21 protein-coding genes are annotated in these 17833 nt (G+C 45.0%); 14 read left to right on the plus strand and 7 right to left on the minus strand.

Annotation, left to right across the window (positions count from 1 at the left end):
- The first annotated feature begins 322 nt into the window (after nucleotides 1–322).
- The 3 genes from BMX84_RS11355 to BMX84_RS12560 all read left to right on the plus strand — a co-directional run bounded on the left by BMX84_RS11355 (nucleotide 323) and on the right by BMX84_RS12560 (nucleotide 1793).
- Complete coding sequence (locus BMX84_RS11355) at nucleotides 323–985, plus strand: undecaprenyl diphosphate synthase family protein (RefSeq protein WP_091489880.1); 663 nt, start codon at nucleotides 323–325, stop codon at nucleotides 983–985.
- Nucleotides 986–1058: 73 nt separating this feature from the next.
- Nucleotides 1059–1613 (plus strand): guanylate kinase, encoded by a 555-nt coding sequence (locus BMX84_RS11360; protein ID WP_091489883.1) that lies wholly within the window; start codon nucleotides 1059–1061, stop codon nucleotides 1611–1613.
- Nucleotides 1614–1625: 12 nt separating this feature from the next.
- Nucleotides 1626–1793, plus strand: a complete 168-nt coding sequence (locus BMX84_RS12560; protein WP_177165560.1) for a hypothetical protein — start codon at nucleotides 1626–1628, stop codon at nucleotides 1791–1793.
- 51 nt (nucleotides 1794–1844) lie between these two features.
- Here BMX84_RS12560 and guaC read toward each other — a convergent pair whose 3' ends face one another.
- On the minus strand, nucleotides 1845–2876 hold the full coding sequence (guaC, locus tag BMX84_RS11365) for a GMP reductase (RefSeq protein ID WP_091489886.1): 1032 nt from the start codon (nucleotides 2874–2876) through the stop codon (nucleotides 1845–1847).
- A gap of 201 nt (nucleotides 2877–3077) precedes the next feature.
- On the opposite strand from guaC, the gene BMX84_RS11370 reads away from it, so the two are divergent.
- Nucleotides 3078–3785 carry a phosphatase PAP2 family protein gene (locus tag BMX84_RS11370; protein ID WP_091489888.1) on the plus strand — a complete coding sequence of 236 codons (708 nt, stop codon included), beginning with the start codon at nucleotides 3078–3080 and terminating at the stop codon, nucleotides 3783–3785.
- Nucleotides 3786–4114: 329 nt separating this feature from the next.
- Here BMX84_RS11370 and BMX84_RS11375 read toward each other — a convergent pair whose 3' ends face one another.
- Nucleotides 4115–5248 (minus strand): NAD(P)/FAD-dependent oxidoreductase, encoded by a 1134-nt coding sequence (locus tag BMX84_RS11375; protein WP_091489891.1) that lies wholly within the window; start codon nucleotides 5246–5248, stop codon nucleotides 4115–4117.
- A 133-nt stretch (nucleotides 5249–5381) separates the two neighbouring features.
- Between BMX84_RS11375 and BMX84_RS11380 the strand changes: the two genes are divergently transcribed.
- From BMX84_RS11380 to BMX84_RS11405, 5 genes are all read left to right on the plus strand, one after another.
- A complete protein-coding gene (locus BMX84_RS11380; RefSeq protein WP_091489893.1) occupies nucleotides 5382–5750 on the plus strand; it encodes a hypothetical protein in 369 nt (122 codons plus the stop codon).
- Nucleotides 5751–6279: 529 nt separating this feature from the next.
- Entirely contained in the window at nucleotides 6280–7347 is a 1068-nt protein-coding gene (gene trpX, locus BMX84_RS11385) for a tryptophan ABC transporter substrate-binding protein (protein ID WP_091489896.1), read from the plus strand.
- Nucleotides 7348–7363: 16 nt separating this feature from the next.
- The gene (locus BMX84_RS11390; RefSeq protein ID WP_091489899.1) at nucleotides 7364–8245 is read left to right on the plus strand and encodes an ABC transporter permease; all 882 of its coding nucleotides are present in this window, start codon (nucleotides 7364–7366) and stop codon (nucleotides 8243–8245) included.
- On the plus strand, nucleotides 8242–9024 hold the full coding sequence (locus BMX84_RS11395; RefSeq protein ID WP_091489901.1) for an ABC transporter ATP-binding protein: 783 nt from the start codon (nucleotides 8242–8244) through the stop codon (nucleotides 9022–9024). The genes BMX84_RS11390 and BMX84_RS11395 overlap by 4 nt, the downstream gene beginning before the upstream one ends.
- 444 nt (nucleotides 9025–9468) lie before the next feature.
- The gene (locus BMX84_RS11405) at nucleotides 9469–10380 is read left to right on the plus strand and encodes a nuclease-related domain-containing protein (protein ID WP_091489906.1); all 912 of its coding nucleotides are present in this window, start codon (nucleotides 9469–9471) and stop codon (nucleotides 10378–10380) included.
- A 74-nt stretch (nucleotides 10381–10454) separates the two neighbouring features.
- On the opposite strand, the gene BMX84_RS11410 is transcribed toward BMX84_RS11405, so the two are convergent.
- From BMX84_RS11410 to BMX84_RS11425, 4 genes are all read right to left on the minus strand, one after another.
- Nucleotides 10455–11309 (minus strand): MetQ/NlpA family ABC transporter substrate-binding protein, encoded by an 855-nt coding sequence (locus tag BMX84_RS11410; protein ID WP_091489908.1) that lies wholly within the window; start codon nucleotides 11307–11309, stop codon nucleotides 10455–10457.
- Nucleotides 11310–11340: 31 nt separating this feature from the next.
- Nucleotides 11341–12027, minus strand: a complete 687-nt coding sequence (locus BMX84_RS11415) for a methionine ABC transporter permease (protein WP_091489911.1) — start codon at nucleotides 12025–12027, stop codon at nucleotides 11341–11343.
- On the minus strand, nucleotides 12020–12757 hold the full coding sequence (locus BMX84_RS11420; protein ID WP_091489914.1) for a methionine ABC transporter ATP-binding protein: 738 nt from the start codon (nucleotides 12755–12757) through the stop codon (nucleotides 12020–12022). Before BMX84_RS11420 ends, BMX84_RS11415 begins: the two co-directional genes overlap by 8 nt.
- Before the next feature lie 753 nt (nucleotides 12758–13510).
- The gene (locus tag BMX84_RS11425; protein ID WP_091489917.1) at nucleotides 13511–14026 is read right to left on the minus strand and encodes a type 1 glutamine amidotransferase domain-containing protein; all 516 of its coding nucleotides are present in this window, start codon (nucleotides 14024–14026) and stop codon (nucleotides 13511–13513) included.
- Nucleotides 14027–14205: 179 nt separating this feature from the next.
- Here BMX84_RS11425 and mgsA point away from each other — a divergent pair, with 179 nt between their 5' ends.
- The 3 genes from mgsA to ald are packed head-to-tail and all read left to right on the plus strand — an operon-like array spanning nucleotide 14206 to nucleotide 16008.
- A complete protein-coding gene (gene mgsA / locus BMX84_RS11430; RefSeq protein WP_091489919.1) occupies nucleotides 14206–14628 on the plus strand; it encodes a methylglyoxal synthase in 423 nt (140 codons plus the stop codon).
- A 39-nt stretch (nucleotides 14629–14667) separates the two neighbouring features.
- Nucleotides 14668–14865 carry a DUF6199 family natural product biosynthesis protein gene (locus BMX84_RS12895; protein WP_091489921.1) on the plus strand — a complete coding sequence of 66 codons (198 nt, stop codon included), beginning with the start codon at nucleotides 14668–14670 and terminating at the stop codon, nucleotides 14863–14865.
- Nucleotides 14866–14895: 30 nt separating this feature from the next.
- Nucleotides 14896–16008 carry an alanine dehydrogenase gene (gene ald, locus BMX84_RS11440; protein ID WP_091489924.1) on the plus strand — a complete coding sequence of 371 codons (1113 nt, stop codon included), beginning with the start codon at nucleotides 14896–14898 and terminating at the stop codon, nucleotides 16006–16008.
- Between the two features lie 59 nt (nucleotides 16009–16067).
- On the opposite strand, the gene BMX84_RS11445 is transcribed toward ald, so the two are convergent.
- Entirely contained in the window at nucleotides 16068–16289 is a 222-nt protein-coding gene (locus tag BMX84_RS11445) for a DUF378 domain-containing protein (protein ID WP_091489926.1), read from the minus strand.
- Nucleotides 16290–16474: 185 nt separating this feature from the next.
- Here BMX84_RS11445 and BMX84_RS11450 point away from each other — a divergent pair, with 185 nt between their 5' ends.
- Together BMX84_RS11450 and BMX84_RS11455 are read left to right on the plus strand one after the other, a co-directional pair.
- Nucleotides 16475–16963, plus strand: a complete 489-nt coding sequence (locus BMX84_RS11450) for a hypothetical protein (protein WP_143058719.1) — start codon at nucleotides 16475–16477, stop codon at nucleotides 16961–16963.
- A 218-nt stretch (nucleotides 16964–17181) separates the two neighbouring features.
- Nucleotides 17182–17833 (plus strand): formate--tetrahydrofolate ligase (locus BMX84_RS11455; protein WP_143058720.1); only part of this gene is annotated, 652 nt, incomplete at its 3' end.

Genomic DNA, 17833 nt, shown 5'->3' on the forward strand with positions numbered 1-17833 from the left:
ATTACTCAAGCAAAGGACAAGGTGAGTACGGTGAATGAAGCTCACAATGGCCGTGTACAAATGGATTTCTCTGTGAGTACGTCGAATGAACGGATAAGATACTTATGTTAAGCGCAATCTCCGTTATTTGATTGATTAAAAGCCCGGAAAGACTTTTATCCCCCTTCCTTTGCCATTGAAAAGGGAACAAGCGGCAATGGAAAAACTATTTTGAGTTCAATTGCAACGATTTAGTTGATGAATAGTGGTAAAAAACGGTATGATAATACTAACAAAGCTTACGCGATTTTTGAGTTTATTTGAGAAGGAGATTAGTATACGTATGAAAAAATACAAACGTTTACCTAAACATATTGGTGTTATCCCAGACGGAAATAGACGCTGGGCGGTCACAAAAGGCTTAAAGAAGCATGACGGATACGATCACGGTATTGGACCTGGCATGAAACTGTATGAAGCTTGTCTGGAACTCGGTGTGGAAGAAATGACTTACTATGGTTTCACGATGGACAATGTCAAGCGCCCGTCCCTTCAAACCAAAGCCTTTCAGAAAGCCTGTGTCGATTCAGTCAATGCCTTGAAGGAAAAAGATGCCGATCTTCTAGTCCTGGGCAATACAGATTCCAAAGTGTTTCCAAAAGAGCTTCTACCTTATGCCAACAAGCGTACAAAATTCGGTGAAGGCAAAATGAAAGTCAACTTTTTGGTCAATTACGGCTGGAACTGGGATCTGAACTATGCATTAAAAGAGAATGGGGATAACCCGTCAACGGATATCACAGAAACAATGGCCTCTCGAGATGTGTCCCGTATGGATCTGATTTTAAGATGGGGTGGACGTCGCCGGTTGAGTGGGTTCTTACCTGTCCAGTCTATTTATTCGGATATTTATGTCTTTGATGATTTATGGCCGGATTATAAAGAAGACCACCTGCACGAAGCCCTTTCGTGGTATCAGGAAACGGATGTCACTTTAGGTGGTTAAAATCAAGTGAAAGACGAACGATGGTTTTTATACAAAGGAACTACAAATTAGTGATAAAGAAAGCAGGGGAGTTATGAGCGGAAAACGGATCATTGTACTCGTAGGTCCAAGCGGCAGCGGGAAAACGACGTTAGGGGAAGAACTTTCCAAAAAGGGCTATCCCAAACTTGTCACGACGACCACACGCCAGCCACGCAAAGGTGAAACGGATGGTATCGATTATTATTTCAGAAGTGCAGAAGACTTGGATCCGGATGATTTTGTGGAACAGACGGTCTATAATGACAGGCTCTACGGTTTGACTAAAGCGGAAGTTCGTGAAGCGTTGATCCATCACCCGCTTGTCCACGTGTCTCTGGATAGAAACGGCGCAAAAGCCATGAAGGCTGTGTATCCCGAAGAAACGTTCGTGGTCTTTGTCTATGTTTCCGAAGAAGAAATGGAAAAAAGGATGAAGGCGCGAGGGGACAAGGAGAATAAAATAGCTGAGCGGATAAGGTTCAGTCAGTCTACCGATGAACTGAAGCCGCCTGAAGAAGCCGATCTCGTTATTGAAAACAAGACAGTTGAAGACAGTGTGGAAAGAATAGTGAACGCTGTTGCCGAAATCAATCAAAAGACTGAGTGAGAAGGGTAGACTATGGATATTGATCCGAAAACGATCGTTACAGTCCCGTTTTTTACGTTAGTCATTTATCTGCTCTTGAGTCTCGTTATCGATATGCCGTTTTGGACGATCTTTATTGCGTTATTTATTGCATTCTTGTATATCATCATCGTTATTATCGTTGAGCTGTTTAAAAAATAAAAAAACACGATCTCCCGTTTAGACGAGAGATCGTGTTTTCTATATAATCAGCTAACCGTTAAAGTTACTTGAAGCAAAACTGTCGGGGACATCGATGCCGCTCGCATTATAATTATCACCGTTCATGATGGAATTTTTGACGATAACGTAGTCCACTTTTCTCAATGCTTCGATATCATTACCGCCGGCATAAGAAATAGAAGACTGAAGATCCTGCTGCATTTCAAGCAGGGTGTCTGAAATATCGCCTTTATATTCCGTCAGCATTTTTTTGCCTTCAACATTTTTCCGTTCGCCTTTTTGGTGAGAAGACGCGCTGCCGAAGTATTCTTTGTAGACAGTCCCGTTGACTTCGATCATTTTACCCGGAGACTGTTCATGCCCGGCTAGCATTGATCCGATCATAACCATGGTCGCGCCGAAACGGATGGATTTTGCAATGTCACCGTGTGTACGGATACCCCCATCTGCGATCAGCGGTTTTCTTGCCGCTTTAGAACAGGATGAAAGTGCCGCCAGCTGCCATCCACCGGTACCAAAGCCGGTTTTGAGTTTGGTTGTACATACTTTTCCGGGACCGATGCCTACTTTTGTCGCGTCAGCTCCGGCATTTTCCAGTTCACGCACAGCTTCCGGCGTACCGACGTTTCCGGCGATCAGGAAGGTCTGTGGCATATATTTTTTCACATGTTTGATCATATCGATGACCTGGTCTGAATGACCGTGGGCTACATCGATCGTTATATAATCAGGAACAAGGTTTTCCTCGTCCAATTCTCTTACAAAATCGTATTCATAGTCCTTCACACCTAAACTGATTGAGGTGATCAGCTGTTTTTCTTTCATTTTTTTAATGAAACCTTTTCTGTCATCTTCTTCAAAACGGTGCATGATGTAAAAATAATTATTTTCAGCTAACCAGACGGCAAGCTCATCATCGATGACCGTCTGCATATTCGCCGGTACGACAGGCAGCGCAAAGGTATGTTTGCCAAGCGTTACCCGGGTGTCACACTCCGAACGACTGCGGACGATAGATTTGGCTGGGATCAGTTGTATATCTTCATAATCAAATACTTTCATTTCATACTCCTCTATTTTACTGTCTTTAATGACATATTTTGGGAGAAAATGGTTCTCTGATGTTAGAGTTTCCCTGTCTTACTTTACAGAATTCGTCCCTGTAAGTCAAAGGGGGAAATGTGAAAACAATGCATATGATTTGATATTTTTGGAGAAAATAGGGAAGATTAAACTAACGATTGATCTGAGGAGACTGATGATATGGATGATATAAAAGAATTTTTAATTAAACACTTTGGCAGACCGAGACGACTTTTTATGCTGGGACTGGTCATGACGATCCCGTTTATTTTATTGGCATGGATGAGTTTCTATGACTGGGGGTTTGTGGGGACACTCGATGAGATGATCGGGGCTGAATTCTATGATGAAAGAGAGTCACTTCTGAACACTTTCTTTATTTTCATTACTCGGCTTGGTGACGGCTGGTTCATTGCCCTCCTGACTCTGGCAGTTTCAGGTTATACTGGTTTTTATAAGAAAAATAAGCAGATTGCCTGGTGGTATTTCATCACGGTCAGTGTCGGAGCCGGCGTGATGAATCAGGTCGTAAAATATATTTTCCAGCGTGAACGACCGACTGATTTTGAACCGCTGATCGAACAGGGCGGCTATTCTTTCCCAAGCGGCCATGCGATGGGATCGATGATCGCCTACGGTGCGCTGCTCTTTCTGATTATCCGAACGTACTCGAAATGGAAAGTGATTTTGCCTTCTATCATTGTCATCATTCCGCTGATCGCCTTGATCGGAATCAGCCGTATCTATCTGGGCGTACATTATCCGTCTGATGTCATCGGCGGCTATTCACTGGGGCTTGCGGTCCTTTCCGTCAGTCTGGGTATCTACAGCCTCTACCTGACGAAGAAGGAAATAAGGAATCCAGTCGACACAACAGGCCAGGAATAAGGCAATCCCTTGCAGAGAGATAGAAATTCTCTCCGCAAGGGATTTTTGCGTCCTATTTTTATATGATAGCTATGAGCATGTCAATGTACTGAAAATGATGGCTGCCCAGTTCAGTCTTTTTTCAGTGGTTAAAACGAATCAAACTTAAATGAACCGTACGATACCTAAAGAAAGCCCCCAAAAGAAGCCGCCGATAAGTGATAGAACCATGACAACTCACCCAATGACTGTACCCGCATGAGTTGACTTTAACATACAGTGCTTCGGGTGCTGCTCTTTCTCAAATTATGCCGTATATCCTTGCCTGAACAAATCGTTGTTTCATCGGACTAGTCCTGTTTCTTGATGTACTTACCGATAGGATAATCCTCTAGCGATAGAAGGGGTTCTTTATGCTGGACGAGGTCAGCTAGACACTTACCGACTAAGGGGCCGGCTGTCAGACCAGTGGAACCTAGACCGCTTGCGGCAACGACATTCGGCAGCTCCGGGACTTTCCCCATAAAGGGTGAGAAATCAGACGTATACGCCCGTGTCCCCGACCGGTAGGAAGTGATAGAGGAGGTGCTGAAATAATGAGAAAAGGTTTCTGATGCTTCTTTGATCATGGAAGTCAAGGCTGTTCTTTCTATTTCCAAATCAAAACCCTTATCATTTTCATGGGTGGCACCGATAACGACTGTCCCATTTTCAAAAGGCGTGATGTCTTTTTCACCTTCAGGCATGACGACTGGCCAGTTCTGCGTATCGTATCCGTCGAAGGTCACTTCCACCAGCTGGCCTTTCTGCGGACGAATATCCACCTCATAGTCTAGAGGTTCTAAAAGTTCAGGCAGCCATGCTGCGACGGCCAGGATGACAGCATCCACGTGCTCTGTTTCGCTTTCTGAAACGACAGCGTACATTTTCCCATCCTGTTCGACTGAGACGCGCTCACGCTTCAAAACAGCCCCGTTACTGACGGCTTTACTTAAAAGCAGCTCCACCAGTTTTTCACCGTCTACACGTGCGCCGCCTGAAGCATACAGGGCGGACTTGTTTTTAGTATAAATGGGAATCATCTCTTTGATTTTTTGTGGAGGCAGAATGGTCAGTTCTCCGATCTCAGGCGCGTCTTCCCGCCGTTTCAGCCCGATTTCAAGCAGCTCCTCAAGCTGTTTATCTTTCTGCTTGAAGAGAAGGGTCCCGACGCGTTTGTATACGCTTGATGGTACGGGTTCGCCGTCCATGACTTCTGAAAGAAAATCAGGATAGAAAGCGGCGCCCGCTTTCACCATGTTGTACCACTTTTTGTTGCGGCGTTTGGACAGCCAGGGACTGATGATCCCGGCTGCGGCCGATGTCCCCTGACCTATGCCTTCGTCGTAGATAGTCAGGTCGATATCTGTTTCTTTACTCAGTATATAGGCAGCTGAGGCTCCGACCACGCCGGCACCGATAACTGCTACTTTCTTTCTCTTCATAATTTCTGCACCTCTTTTTTCAGTTATCTACTATTTTAACACGGATCGGAGGGGAATGATTGACAGGATGAAATCTTTTACCTAAAGTTAGAGTAACAACCGAAGGGAGAAACCTTCTGAAGGAGAGTGAACCGTGGCTATTTTAACCCCTTTTGTCATCTTGTTTTCATTAGGTATCATCGTCCTGCAGGTCTTGGGCATTGTAAAGGCAGCTCAAAAAAACTATGCTTCGACTTTTGTAACGATGTACCGGGGACTCAACGTCGCCGCTTTACTGAAGGAAAAAGAACCGGAAGATGAGCGGATAAAGAGTCTTATCATACTAAACAGCAGTGTGAATATGTTACTGATTTTGGCACTGGTCTATCTGTATTTCTCTCAAGGTGTGACTGGTGACCATGTACTGGTCATCGCCCTGGGAACCTTGCTGATCAATTTCCTGACACAAAAGCTGGTCGACTGGCGCATCACGAAAATCATTAAACAGTCGGCGGGATTTTAGGCGCTGCAAAACGAGCGGTATACTTTTTTAAAAAAAGTTGAGAAATAATCCTTGACGAACGATAAATGGCCGTGTAGTATGAGAATCACATTAGAAAACAACGAAGGAGAGGTTCGCATGTATACACAATCTGTTAGCTCAGTACAACTGAATAATGCTTGGCAAAGCTGGCGCAGATCGTTGTATAGATGATAGGATCTTTTTCTTTCATGGATACAACGTTTAGATCAATCTAAATTTTGTATCTATGCCGGCTTGTTTCTGATGCTTTATTTGAATTTACGCCACATAGATGACAACACCATCTGTGTGGCTTTTTGCTGTTTTATAGGCGATTTCCACGACTAGAGTTTTATATTCGTGGGGATCGCCTTTTTGTTTACCCGATTTTCTATATAAGCGGTAAATTAAGCGGCGGAATACATTACTGTTTTACATAAGAAGGGATTGATGCAGATGACATCTGACTGGGAATGGTTAAATAAAAAACGATAAAAAGACAAACAAATTCAGAGAGGACTGTTCAAAAATGAAAAATAAAAAACTATTGGTTATGTTAGGTGCACTTGTGGTATTACTGGTCGGGGTGTTTGCTTTTTCTTTAGCTGACTCAAGCGAAGGCGAAACGCAGGAAGAGGTTCCAGCCACTTCGGAAGGCACAGATACGTCAGAAGTTTCAGAGGAAACAGATGAAGACGAGACCTTTGTTGTCGGCATCCTGCAGACAACGAGTCACCCGGCACTGGATGCCATTACTAAAGGGGCTATCGACGGGCTGGCAGAAAACGGCTACGTCGACGGCGAGAATACCGAAGTCCTCTTCCAGAATGGCCAGGGCGACCAGAATTTGATGAACACGATGGCCCAGTCACTGGTTGAAGACGGCGCGGATATTTTGATAGGTATCGGAACACCGGCGAGTCAGGCCTTTGCCAATGCGACAGACGAGATCCCGATCATTATGGGAGCTGTTAGTGATCCTGTAGGTGCCGGCTTAGTTGATTCGGAAGAAACACCGGGAAAAAATATTACGGGTGTCAAAGACGAAGCCCCAGTTCAGGCTCAGCTTGATATGATGCTGGAATTGCTGCCCGAAGCATCGGATATTGGTGTATTGTACAGCTCAGGTGAGGACAATGCGCGCGCCGAAGCGGAACGTGCGATTACAGCGATCGAAGACATGGGACTGAATCCCGTTGAGTATACTGTTTCAAGCACGAACGAGATCCAGCAGACCGTCGCAACGATGAGTCAGGAAGTGGATGCGATCTACTTGCCGACAGACAACACGATCGCCAGTGCTTTTGATACCGTGGTGAGTGAAGCAAACCGCTATGACGTCCCGCTTATCCCGACAGTGGATTCCATGATCGCCCAAGGTGGTCTGGCAACAGTGGGTATCAATCAGACCGATACTGGCTTTGAGAGTGGCCGAATGGCTGCAGAAGTCTTAGACGGTACTGACCCAAGCGACTTCCCCGTTTACGTTTTAAATGAAGGTGACAAACTGGTCAACCTGGAACAAGCTGAACTGCTTGGCATCGACATCCCTCAATCCGTACTGGATGAGGCAACTGTCATCGAATCAGACGAATAAGAAAGGAAATCAGAACATGCTTATATCCGCAATCGCACAAGGCTTTTTGTGGGCCATCTTAGGGATCGGTATTTACACCACTTACCGTATTTTAAACTTTCCGGATCTGACGGCGGAAGGCTCGTTTCCACTGGGAGCAGCGGTGGCCGTCACGGCTATCGTTTCGGGGATACATCCAGTCGTTGCTACGGCGGCCGCTGTTTTCGCAGGAATGGGGGCCGGACTGGTGACGGGGTTATTGTATACCAAAGGGAAAGTGCCCGTGATCTTGTCCGGGATCCTCGTGATGTCGGGCCTGCATTCGGTCATGCTGTTTGTTATGCAGCGTCCGAACCTGAGTCTTTTGAATCATCCAAGACTTTACGATGCATTCGCCGGCTTGCCGAATTACTTTGATGTGGTGATCGTGGGTATAGGGACGCTCATTTTAGTAGTGAGCGGCTTACTGTTCTTCTTTTATACCAGTAAAGGCCAGGCTTACATTGCGACAGGTGACAATGAATCGATGGCGCGGTCGCTCGGGATCCAGACGGACAATATGAAAATCCTGGGACTCGTTGTTTCAAACGGCATCATTGCCTTGTCTGGTGCGCTGATCGCGCAGAGTAACGGCTACGCTGATGTCAACGGCGGCATAGGCGTTATCGTCATCGGGCTTGCTTCGATCATAATCGCCGAAGTGGTGTTCAAGGAAGTGACTTTGGGCGAGAGACTCGTGACGATCGTTATCGGAAGTGTGTTGTACCAGCTATTGCTTTTAGCAGTGATACGCTTCGGCTTCGATACGACCTATATTCGACTTTTCAGTTCGTCGATACTGGCCGTTTTCCTGATGACACCGCAACTTCACAAAGGACTGAAACTGGATAGGCTTAGTGGAAAGGAAGAGCGCGAATGAACGGACTACTGGAATTGAAGCAGGTCACAAAGATCATACAGAACGAATCGGATATGAATAACACGATTTTGGATCATGTCGATCTGACGATCCGCGAAGGGGATTTTATTACAGTGCTGGGCGGTAATGGAGCCGGGAAGTCGACGTTGTTCAACAGCATCACCGGTTCTCAGCCCGTGACCAGCGGACGGATCGCGTTTAATGGAAAGCCGGTAACGAACTGGCCGGAAGAAAAGCGCGCACGTTTTATCGGTCGCGTGTTTCAGGATCCTAAAATGGGGACCGCGCCCCGCATGACGGTGGAAGAGAATCTTCTGCTGGCCTTGAAACGTGGTCAGCAACGTCACTTTTTTCCGAGAAGATTGAAAGAGAATCGTGAAGACTTTAAACAGTTGTGTGCGTCAGTCGGTAACGGACTGGATAATCATCTTGATACACCGACCGGTCATTTGTCCGGGGGGCAGCGCCAGTCCTTGAGTTTATTGATGACGACACTGACCCAGCCGGATCTGCTGCTTCTAGACGAACATACCGCAGCTCTGGATCCCAAAACCTCCAAACGTCTGATGACCCTGACGAATCAGATGATCCAGCAAAAAGAACTGACCTGTTTAATGATCACGCACCGTATGGAAGATGCTCTGACATACGGTAACCGATTGATTCTGATGGAAAACGGGAAAGTGAAACTGGATCTGAATCAGGAAGAGAAAGACAAGCTCACACTTGAGGATTTGTTCGTATTGTTTGAGAAAGAAGAGGCTTTGGAGACGGTTTAAGGTTGGACTGGTGGACTGTATGTGCTGGTTTTGTAAATGATTGAGCGTACTCACGAGTAACTGCAGACCAGTAGTGCCAATGCGGTTCTGATTAGCAGTACCCGAGGAGAAACTGTTTTGAGCAATGCCAATGAGGAGCACAAAGGACGTACCCAAGGGGAAAAAGCCGTGAGCACGCTCAATACGGCTCTCATTAGGTGTGCCCCAGGAGAAAATAGTTTGAGCAATGCCAATGAGGTACGAATTAGACGTACTCAAATAACTTTTGTAATGACTAAACCCAATAAGGACACGATTAGGCGTGCTCGCCTAATCGTTCATCTTCAGTACTGCCATCGGAAGAGAGAGGCCTCTCTCTTCATCTTTCTTTTCGATGCAATATTTCTTTGCACTAAAAAAGTCAGTTTTTCGCTAATTAGACAATATAATTAGTGAGGTGAAGAGATGAAAATCATAAAAAAGAGAGAAAAATCAAAACTGCTCATTGGTTTGAATTACTTGGACAAGCGAACGAAACTGAACGATGTAGATAAACGGTACTTGATCAGTCTGGAAAAAGGCTTTGAAGGAGAGGAACGTTTTGACGCACTCGTCAAAACGCATCTTAACGGTGAAGCACTAGTAGTAAACGATTTGCTGATCGAAAGTAAAGGGAATACTTTTCAGATTGATGCAGTGATCATCACCTATGATACGATTTACCTTTATGAGATAAAGAATTATAATGGTGATTTTCAAATGAATTCAGGACAACTGTCTTACACAAACGGACAGGAGATAACCAATCCTCTGATCCAGCTTAAACGAACAAAAGAACTGCTGCGTCAACTGCTTAAGGACTGGGGAACACCATGTAGAATCGAAGCTCATATTGTATTTATCAACGAGTCGTTTACTCTTTATAATGCCAACTTGGAAGACCCGATTATTTTTCCGACACAAATCAAGGAACACTTCTCAGGAATAAATGCTAAGTGCCGGAGTATGACCAAACAAGCCAGCCATTTAGCGAATAAACTGGTTGATCGACACAAAACGGATTCTGTTTTTCAGAAGCAGCTGCCGTCCTACCGCTTTGATGAGTTGAGAACTGGAGCATCGTGTCCCTGCGGTTCATTTGATATCCTACTTACTCAGCGCTCATGCTACTGCAAAACATGTTATAAACAGGTATCGATCGAAGAGTTGATTTTAGAAAGCGTTAAGGAACTGAAGTACCTTTTTCCTGAAGAAAAACTGACGACTGCCTTAGTTAATGAATTCTGCGGTCAAGACGTTTACTACAGAAAAATAAGAAGTGTCCTTCAGGAAAATTTTATCGCCAAAGGCACGACTCAAGGGACTTTTTACGAGTAAGTGAAGTGTTAATCAAAAAAAACAGACCGTCCAGTCACTTAAGACTGAACGGTCTGTTTTGCATTAGTTAACTCTTATTCGCCTGGTTCAAAAGCGGGTCTCAAGTGACCGTTCTCAGCTAAATCATCTAAGAAGTCGTAAACTTCTTCACTGGTCATCGCGTCAACGAGTGCCTGGATCTCTTTTGAATCCTGGTTGTCTTCACGGGCAACGAGTGTCTGTGCAAAGCGGTTTTCTTCGTCTGCCTGCAGGATCACGGCATCTTCAGGTGTCAGATCAACGGCCGCAATATATGTTGGGTAGTTGAACACTAATTCCACGCCGTCTTCATAAGAAGCGGTCAGGTTTAAAAGGTCGACGTGTGTAAAAGTAAAGTTGTATGGATTTTCAACCACATCCATATCTGTGACTTGAGATTTATCGACGTCCGGATCCAGCGTGATCAAGTCGTGCTCTTCAAGCGTCACTAAAGCGCGAGCTTCATTGGTCGGATCACTTGGGATGGCAACTTCCGCACCGTCTTCGATGTCTTCAACTGACTCGTAGACTGGTGAATAGAAACCGACGATGGCATTATAGATCGGCTGGATCGCCACTAAATTACCGTCGCGTTCTTCATTGAACATTTCCATGAACGGTTCGTGCTGGGCAAAGTTGGCATCCACTTCTTCGTTCAATAAAGCTTCGTTGTACTGGATGTTGTCAGATACTTCAACAAGTTCCACTTCATAGCCGTCTTCGATCACGTCTCCGGCGATTTCTACGACATCGGTCATCGGCGGAAGGTGAGAAGCGACTCGGATGGTCACTGTTTCTTCTGTTGTCTCTTCTGTTCCTTCATTTGCAGCCTCTTCTGTCGTTTCGTCAGCCGCACCGCAGGCTGATAAAAGCAAAGCTGTACTTCCCAGTAATAATCCTTTTTTAAACATAATAATGATCTCCCTCTATAGTAAGTATTTTTTATCGTTTATCTAATTTCTTAGCCAGTTTGAGTCCGAGCCACTGGAAAATCTCGACCAGGATGATGATCAGGACAATGGCCGTGTACATAATATCGGTCTCATAGCGCTGATAGCCGTAGCGGATGGCAAAGTCACCGATCCCGCCGCCGCCAACCACGCCCATGATGGTGGAGTAGGAAACAAAACTGATGACGGCCGTAGTAAAGCCAATGACCAGACTACTCCGTGCTTCCACATACAGGAACTTCCAGACCAGCTGCCAGGTCGTCGCACCCATGGACTGTGCCGTTTCGATGATCCCTTTAGGAATCTCGTTCAGCGACTGTTCCACAAAGCGTGCGTACAAGGCGATCGCAATGACGATCATCGGAAAGGAAGCCGCTATCGGGTCTCCGGTCGCCCGGCCGTAGACTTGCCTGATAAAAGGCTGCATGGCCACGACTAGAAGTAAAAACGGAAACGACCGGATGATATTGACGAGCGCATTGATGATGCGATTGAGCAGCCGGTGTTCAGTCGGCTGGCCGGAACTTGTCAGATAAAGCAGGGTGCCCACTGGAATTCCCATCAGAATTGCTGCCAGCATGGCAAAGAACAGCATGATCCCCGTTTCTCCTAAACTTTCCAGCATGCGCGGCAGATAGTCAATGACGCGTTCGATGTACAAGCCTATCTCTTCAGTCATTACTCAACACCTCGATCGCCCGTTCGTGATAGGGCTTGATATTCGCCTGCGCGTCCGAGCGCTTCACGTCAATGATGTCTCTGACTTCTCCCTGATCCATAATCGCGGCCCGTTGACACAATTCTTTGATGACGGGCAGTTCATGGGTCACTACGATGATCGTCATTTTGAATTCTTTATGTGCTTTCTTCAGGACCTCGACGATTTCTTCTGTGGTGTTCTGATCCAGAGCCGACGTCGGTTCGTCACACAGTAAAATGTCAGGACGTGTGATCAGGGCACGGGCAATCCCCACTCGCTGTTTCTGGCCGCCGCTCAGCTGTGAAGGGTAACTGTCTTTCTTGTCTTCCAGACCGACGAATCTCAAGACTTCCTCCGTCGTCAAAGCAGCAGAGTAATCATGCAGTTCCAAAGGCAGATGGACATTTTCTGCAACAGTTTTATTGTTCAGTAGATTGAACTGCTGGAAAATCATGCCGATGCGTTTCTGGATATCCCGTAAGTCTGCTTTTGATAAGTTGGAAACCTCAACGCCGTCAATGGTGACTGAACCGCGGGTAGGTTTTTCTAATGCGTTGATCAGTCGGAGCAGCGTCGACTTTCCCGCACCGCTCTCCCCTATGACACCGAAGGCTTCTCCTTCATGAATGGAGAGCGAAATGTCTGACAAGGCAGCGAATGAACGGTCGTTTTCTTTAAATGTTTTAGTGATGTGATCAAATTCAATCATTTGTGTTCTCCTTTCTCACAGTATTTACCGGTAAAATGTGAGACTCAAAAGCAACATGACTAATTATAGAAAGCCTGATTGAAAAGCGCAAAGTGAAAGCGATTACCACTGCGTTTACGTATTTTATAAATTTAACTCAATGCAGTCATTTTGAATAACAAAGCTGGTATGAAGGGGTTTGTGAGGGGGATGAGAAGCAGGACAACAATGAAAATAAGTACAATATTGTCTTTTTATCTCCTCTATATAATTGAAGACAAACAAAAAACCACTAACTGCCAGGCAGCTAGTGGTAAAAAAAGGAGTGGTCAGTCCGCGCTTGGAGGAGCGCAGCTGCCAAAAATAAGTTGGTTGTTGTGGGTATGAATCAAGTATAGAAAATAAATTTGAATTATTTATGATGAATGTATGATGAAATTTAGTTTTTTGTTATGTCCTGTACCTAATTATCACGACAAAAGACATTTTAAGAACATAAAAAACCATCTTTTCCTCTAGAAAAGATGGTTTTGGGGATAAGACTTAACGTCTAATATATGTCATTTGAGAAAAACCATTCAATCCGGGGAGAATGAACAATGGTCTCAAACAAGTTTTCTTTTCACAGATAGACAGACGTTTCGGGGGATTCCTCTGCTTTATCTGTTTGGGGAGAAAAGAAACGTGTACTTATTTTCCACATTGTAAGTTTACCAAATCGTGTGATTTGAATCCTTAAAAACATCTAAGGATTCGCCACATAAAAATTATAATTTACTCACTTAACGCGTCGATGATCGCTTTATTGAAAGCGGGCAAGTCATCCGGTGTACGACTGGAGATCAGACCGGATTTATCTTTAACGACTTCTTTGTCCAGGAAGTTCGCACCGGCATTTTTCAGATCGATCGCGACCTGGCTGACGGACGTAATGTCTTTCCCTTTCACCACTTCGGCATTGATCAATAACTGTGGGGCGTGACAAATGGAAAAGATAGGCTTATTGTCTGCGAAGGCACGCGCGAAGTTCAGGAAACGCTCATCTTTACGCAGTTTATCGGGTGAATAGCCGCCTGGAATAAGCAAGGCGTCATAGTCGTCCGGCGATACCTCGTCGATACTTTTATCGATCGTTACTGAGGCATTGCCTTTTTTGCCTTCTACTGTTTCACCTGCTTCGAACCCTATCGTTTCCACGGTATGTCCGGATTTTTCCAGTTCTTCTTTGGGCGAGGTGAATTCGACATCTTCAAATAAATGGGTTAGTACAGCTGCTACTTTCTTGCTCATAATCAAAATTCCTCCTTTAATCAATCTATTATCAGTCTATCGCTCAGGATTTTTTTAGACAAGTAAAACGATTGTTCAAGACTCATTATAGTTAGTGCGCTAAATGTATTTTCCTTTAAATATTATGTTATAGTGAGGGTACAATGATTTACAGTTCTTACTTATGGGGGAGATCAAGCATGAACATAGCACTGATAGCGCACGATAAAAAGAAAGATGATATTGTTAAAATCGCCGAGGCGTATAAGCTGATTTTAAGCAAGCATGATCTGTATGCCACGGGGACCACAGGAAAACGGATCATGGATGAAACGGGACTGGATATCCACCGCTTTAAATCCGGTCCGCTTGGAGGCGACCAGCAGATCGGAGCCTACATTTCTGATAATAAAATGGATCTGGTGATTTTCATCCGTGATCCTCTGACCTCGCAGGCACATGAACCGGATATCTCCGCGTTGCTTCGCTTATGCGACGTTTACGAAATCCCATTGGCTACAAATATGGGATCGGCAGAAGTACTGCTCCGTGGACTGGATGCCGGCTTCTATAGCTGGCGTGACATGACGAGAGGGACAGACCGTGATGCATTACATTTTTAAAAATCGTTTAATCAATTTATCTAGTCAAAGGAGATAAGCATGCTGATCGTTATCGGAATAGCTTTAATCGTATATGGATATTTTTCATTCAAGTGTTCTGACAGGTGGGCAAAAAACGCTCAAAAGCGGGCGGCACACACACAGTTTCCTGAATGGTTCCCTTTACTGATCCGGGTGGGGGGCATCCTTTTCATAATATCCGGAATACTTTTGATAGTGTCTTATGCATTACTATAAAAAATATTAAACAGAGAGGATTTTGCATTTATGATCATCGGACTACCGAAAGAGATAAAGAATAATGAATTTCGCATTGCCTTGACACCCTTTAATGTCAAGCGACTTATCGACAATGGACATGAAGTCCTGGTCGAAAAAGATGCTGGGGAAGGCAGTGGCTTTACAGATACTGAGTACCGTGCAAGTGGAGCCCGACTTATCGACTCAGCTGAAGAAGTCTGGAACAGCGCAGAGATGGTCATGAAGGTGAAAGAACCTCTGGAAGAAGAATATAAATATTTCCGCAAAGGTCTGGTTTTATTCACATATCTCCACTTGTCTGCCGCGCCTGAGCTGACAAAAGCACTCGCAGACAATGAAGTGACGGCTATCGGCTATGAAACAGTCACTAAAAACGGCACTCTGCCTCTCTTGACACCGATGAGTGAAGTGGCCGGACGTATGGCAGTTCAGCTCGGGGCCCATCACCTTGAGAAAAAACAGGGCGGTAAAGGCTTGCTGCTCGGCGGTGTACCCGGAGTAGAAAAAGGGACGGTCACGATCATCGGCGGCGGTGTGGTCGGCGAAAATGCTGCACGTATGGCTGTCGGGATGCGTGCCAAGGTCAACATCCTGGAACTGAATCCTGAACGCATGCGTGAACTTATCCGACTGTTCGGGAATGATGTTCAGACTTTGGCCTCAACACCTTCCAATATAGAAAAAGCAGTAAAAAAATCAGATCTGGTCATCGGATCTGTCCTGATCCCGGGGCATAAAGCACCTAAATTAGTGACGGAAGACATGGTCAAATCAATGGAAAAAGGATCTGTTATCGTAGATGTCGCCATCGATCAAGGTGGGAACTTTGAGACACTTGACGAACCGACCACTCATGACGAGCCGACATTCATCAAGCACGGTGTGGTGCATTATGGTGTGGCTAATATACCAGGGGCAGTTCCTCGAACAGCTACACTGGCATTAACGAATGATACGATCCGGTATGCACTTCAATTGGCGAATAAAGGCGTTGTTGAAGCGATGCAGGCGAATGAAGGTTTAGCTGCAGGAATGAACGTGTATAAAGGGAAAGTGACGAACGAAGCTGTAGCCAATGACCTGGGTCTTGCATACACTGAATTGTCTTCACTCTTTTAAAAAGGGCAAATAAAAAGACAGGCTGCAGAAATTTCTGCTCCTGTCTTTTTCAGATCCTGTTACCTGTCTTTTAATCGACTTCCGCCTCTTGGGGTGAAAGAGTAGTATTTAAAGCACCATAAGGCACTCAGTCCAATTAAAATGTAAACAATGCGCACGCCCCATTGATCGACTTCGCCGAGTAATGTTTCGACTATATTGAATCCGAACAAGCCGATAAGTAAAAGATGTATGCCACCAATGATGAGTAGAGTCAGCGCTGTGCGGTCTATGATTTTCACTATAGGTCCTCCTTCGTTCACTTCTATACTTATCATACGAAATTTAAGCAAAAATGTCGATTGTTTCTTATCGAAATTCTTGAATGAGATAAAGTTCAGTCTGTCTATTGAAGTATTGTTCAGATTTATGAGAAGTATAGAAGGTATATTATCGATCCGTAGACAACGTGTGGATGGCTTGCTCCGTGAACTATATATTAGCCGTACTCAGTGAAATATTATTCTCGGTGATACCAATGAGGTTTATATTAAGTGTGCTGAGTGCTGTTGTAGAATTGAATACTGCCAATGGCGGTTTGATTAGCCGTACTCAGACCAGATCGCCTTTGAGCACTGCCAATGTTACCTTGATTGAACGCGCTCAGGGAATCTTTCTTTTGAGCACTGCCAATGCGGCTCTCATTGAGCGTACTCGAAAGCAAATAGCGGTGAGTACGCCCAATACTGCCATCATTAGGTGTACTCAGGAGGAAATTCCTTTGGGTACTGCCAATGCGGCTCTCATTGAACGTACTCGAAAGCAAATAGCGGTGAGTACGTCCATTATTCCCATCATTAAGTGTACCCAGGAGGAAATTCCTTTGGGTACTGCCAATGCGGCTCTTATTGAACGTACTCAGATTAATCCTCCTTTGGGCACTGCTAATACGGCATTCATTGAACGCGCTCAGTAGATCCTTCTTTTGAGCACAGCCAATATAGATCTCATTGAATATAATTAGTCAAATCGGACAAACCTGATCAAACAGAAATCTTAATAGATTTTAATTGGCGGATGCTTATCCTGTGTTATACTGAAAACAGGTTAAATACAAGCGTTGTATACCCTTACATTTTTTCAGAAGGGCATGCAGGGTTATCAAACAGGTTCCAACTATAAGGAGGAGTAAACATGGTGAAAAGTGATATCGAAATAGCACAGTCCACAGAAATGCTTCCAATAGAAGAAATCGCACAAAAATTGTCGATCGACAAAGAGGATCTGGATCATTACGGAAAATACAAGGCCAAAGTGGATTTCAGTGCCCTACATAATAAAGAAACAAATAATGGAAAACTGATTTTAGTCACGGCTATCAATCCGACTCCGGCCGGTGAAGGTAAAACGACCACGTCTGTCGGTCTGGGCGACGCCCTGCAGAAAATCGGTAAAAAGTCTGCCATTGCTTTACGCGAACCTTCTTTAGGACCTGTATTTGGAGTGAAAGGCGGCGCGGCAGGAGGGGGATTTGCTCAAGTCATCCCGATGGAAGACATCAACCTGCACTTCACCGGAGATATCCATGCGATCGGTGCGGCAAATAATCTGGTTTCTGCCATGATCGATAACCATATTTACCATGGGAATGAGTTGGATATCGATCCAAGACGCATCACCTGGCGACGTGCCATGGACATGAACGACCGTCAGCTGCGTTCGATCGTCAGCGGGATCGGGGCACGTACGAACGGCATGCCAAGAGAAGGCGGCTTCGATATCACCGTGGCTTCTGAGATCATGGCGGTTTTATGCCTGTCTCATTCCTTAGATGAAATGAAAGAAA

Origin of the sequence: Alkalibacterium putridalgicola (assembly GCF_900109825.1) — a bacterium.
Taxonomy (GTDB): Bacteria; Bacillota; Bacilli; order Lactobacillales; family Carnobacteriaceae_A; genus Alkalibacterium; species Alkalibacterium putridalgicola.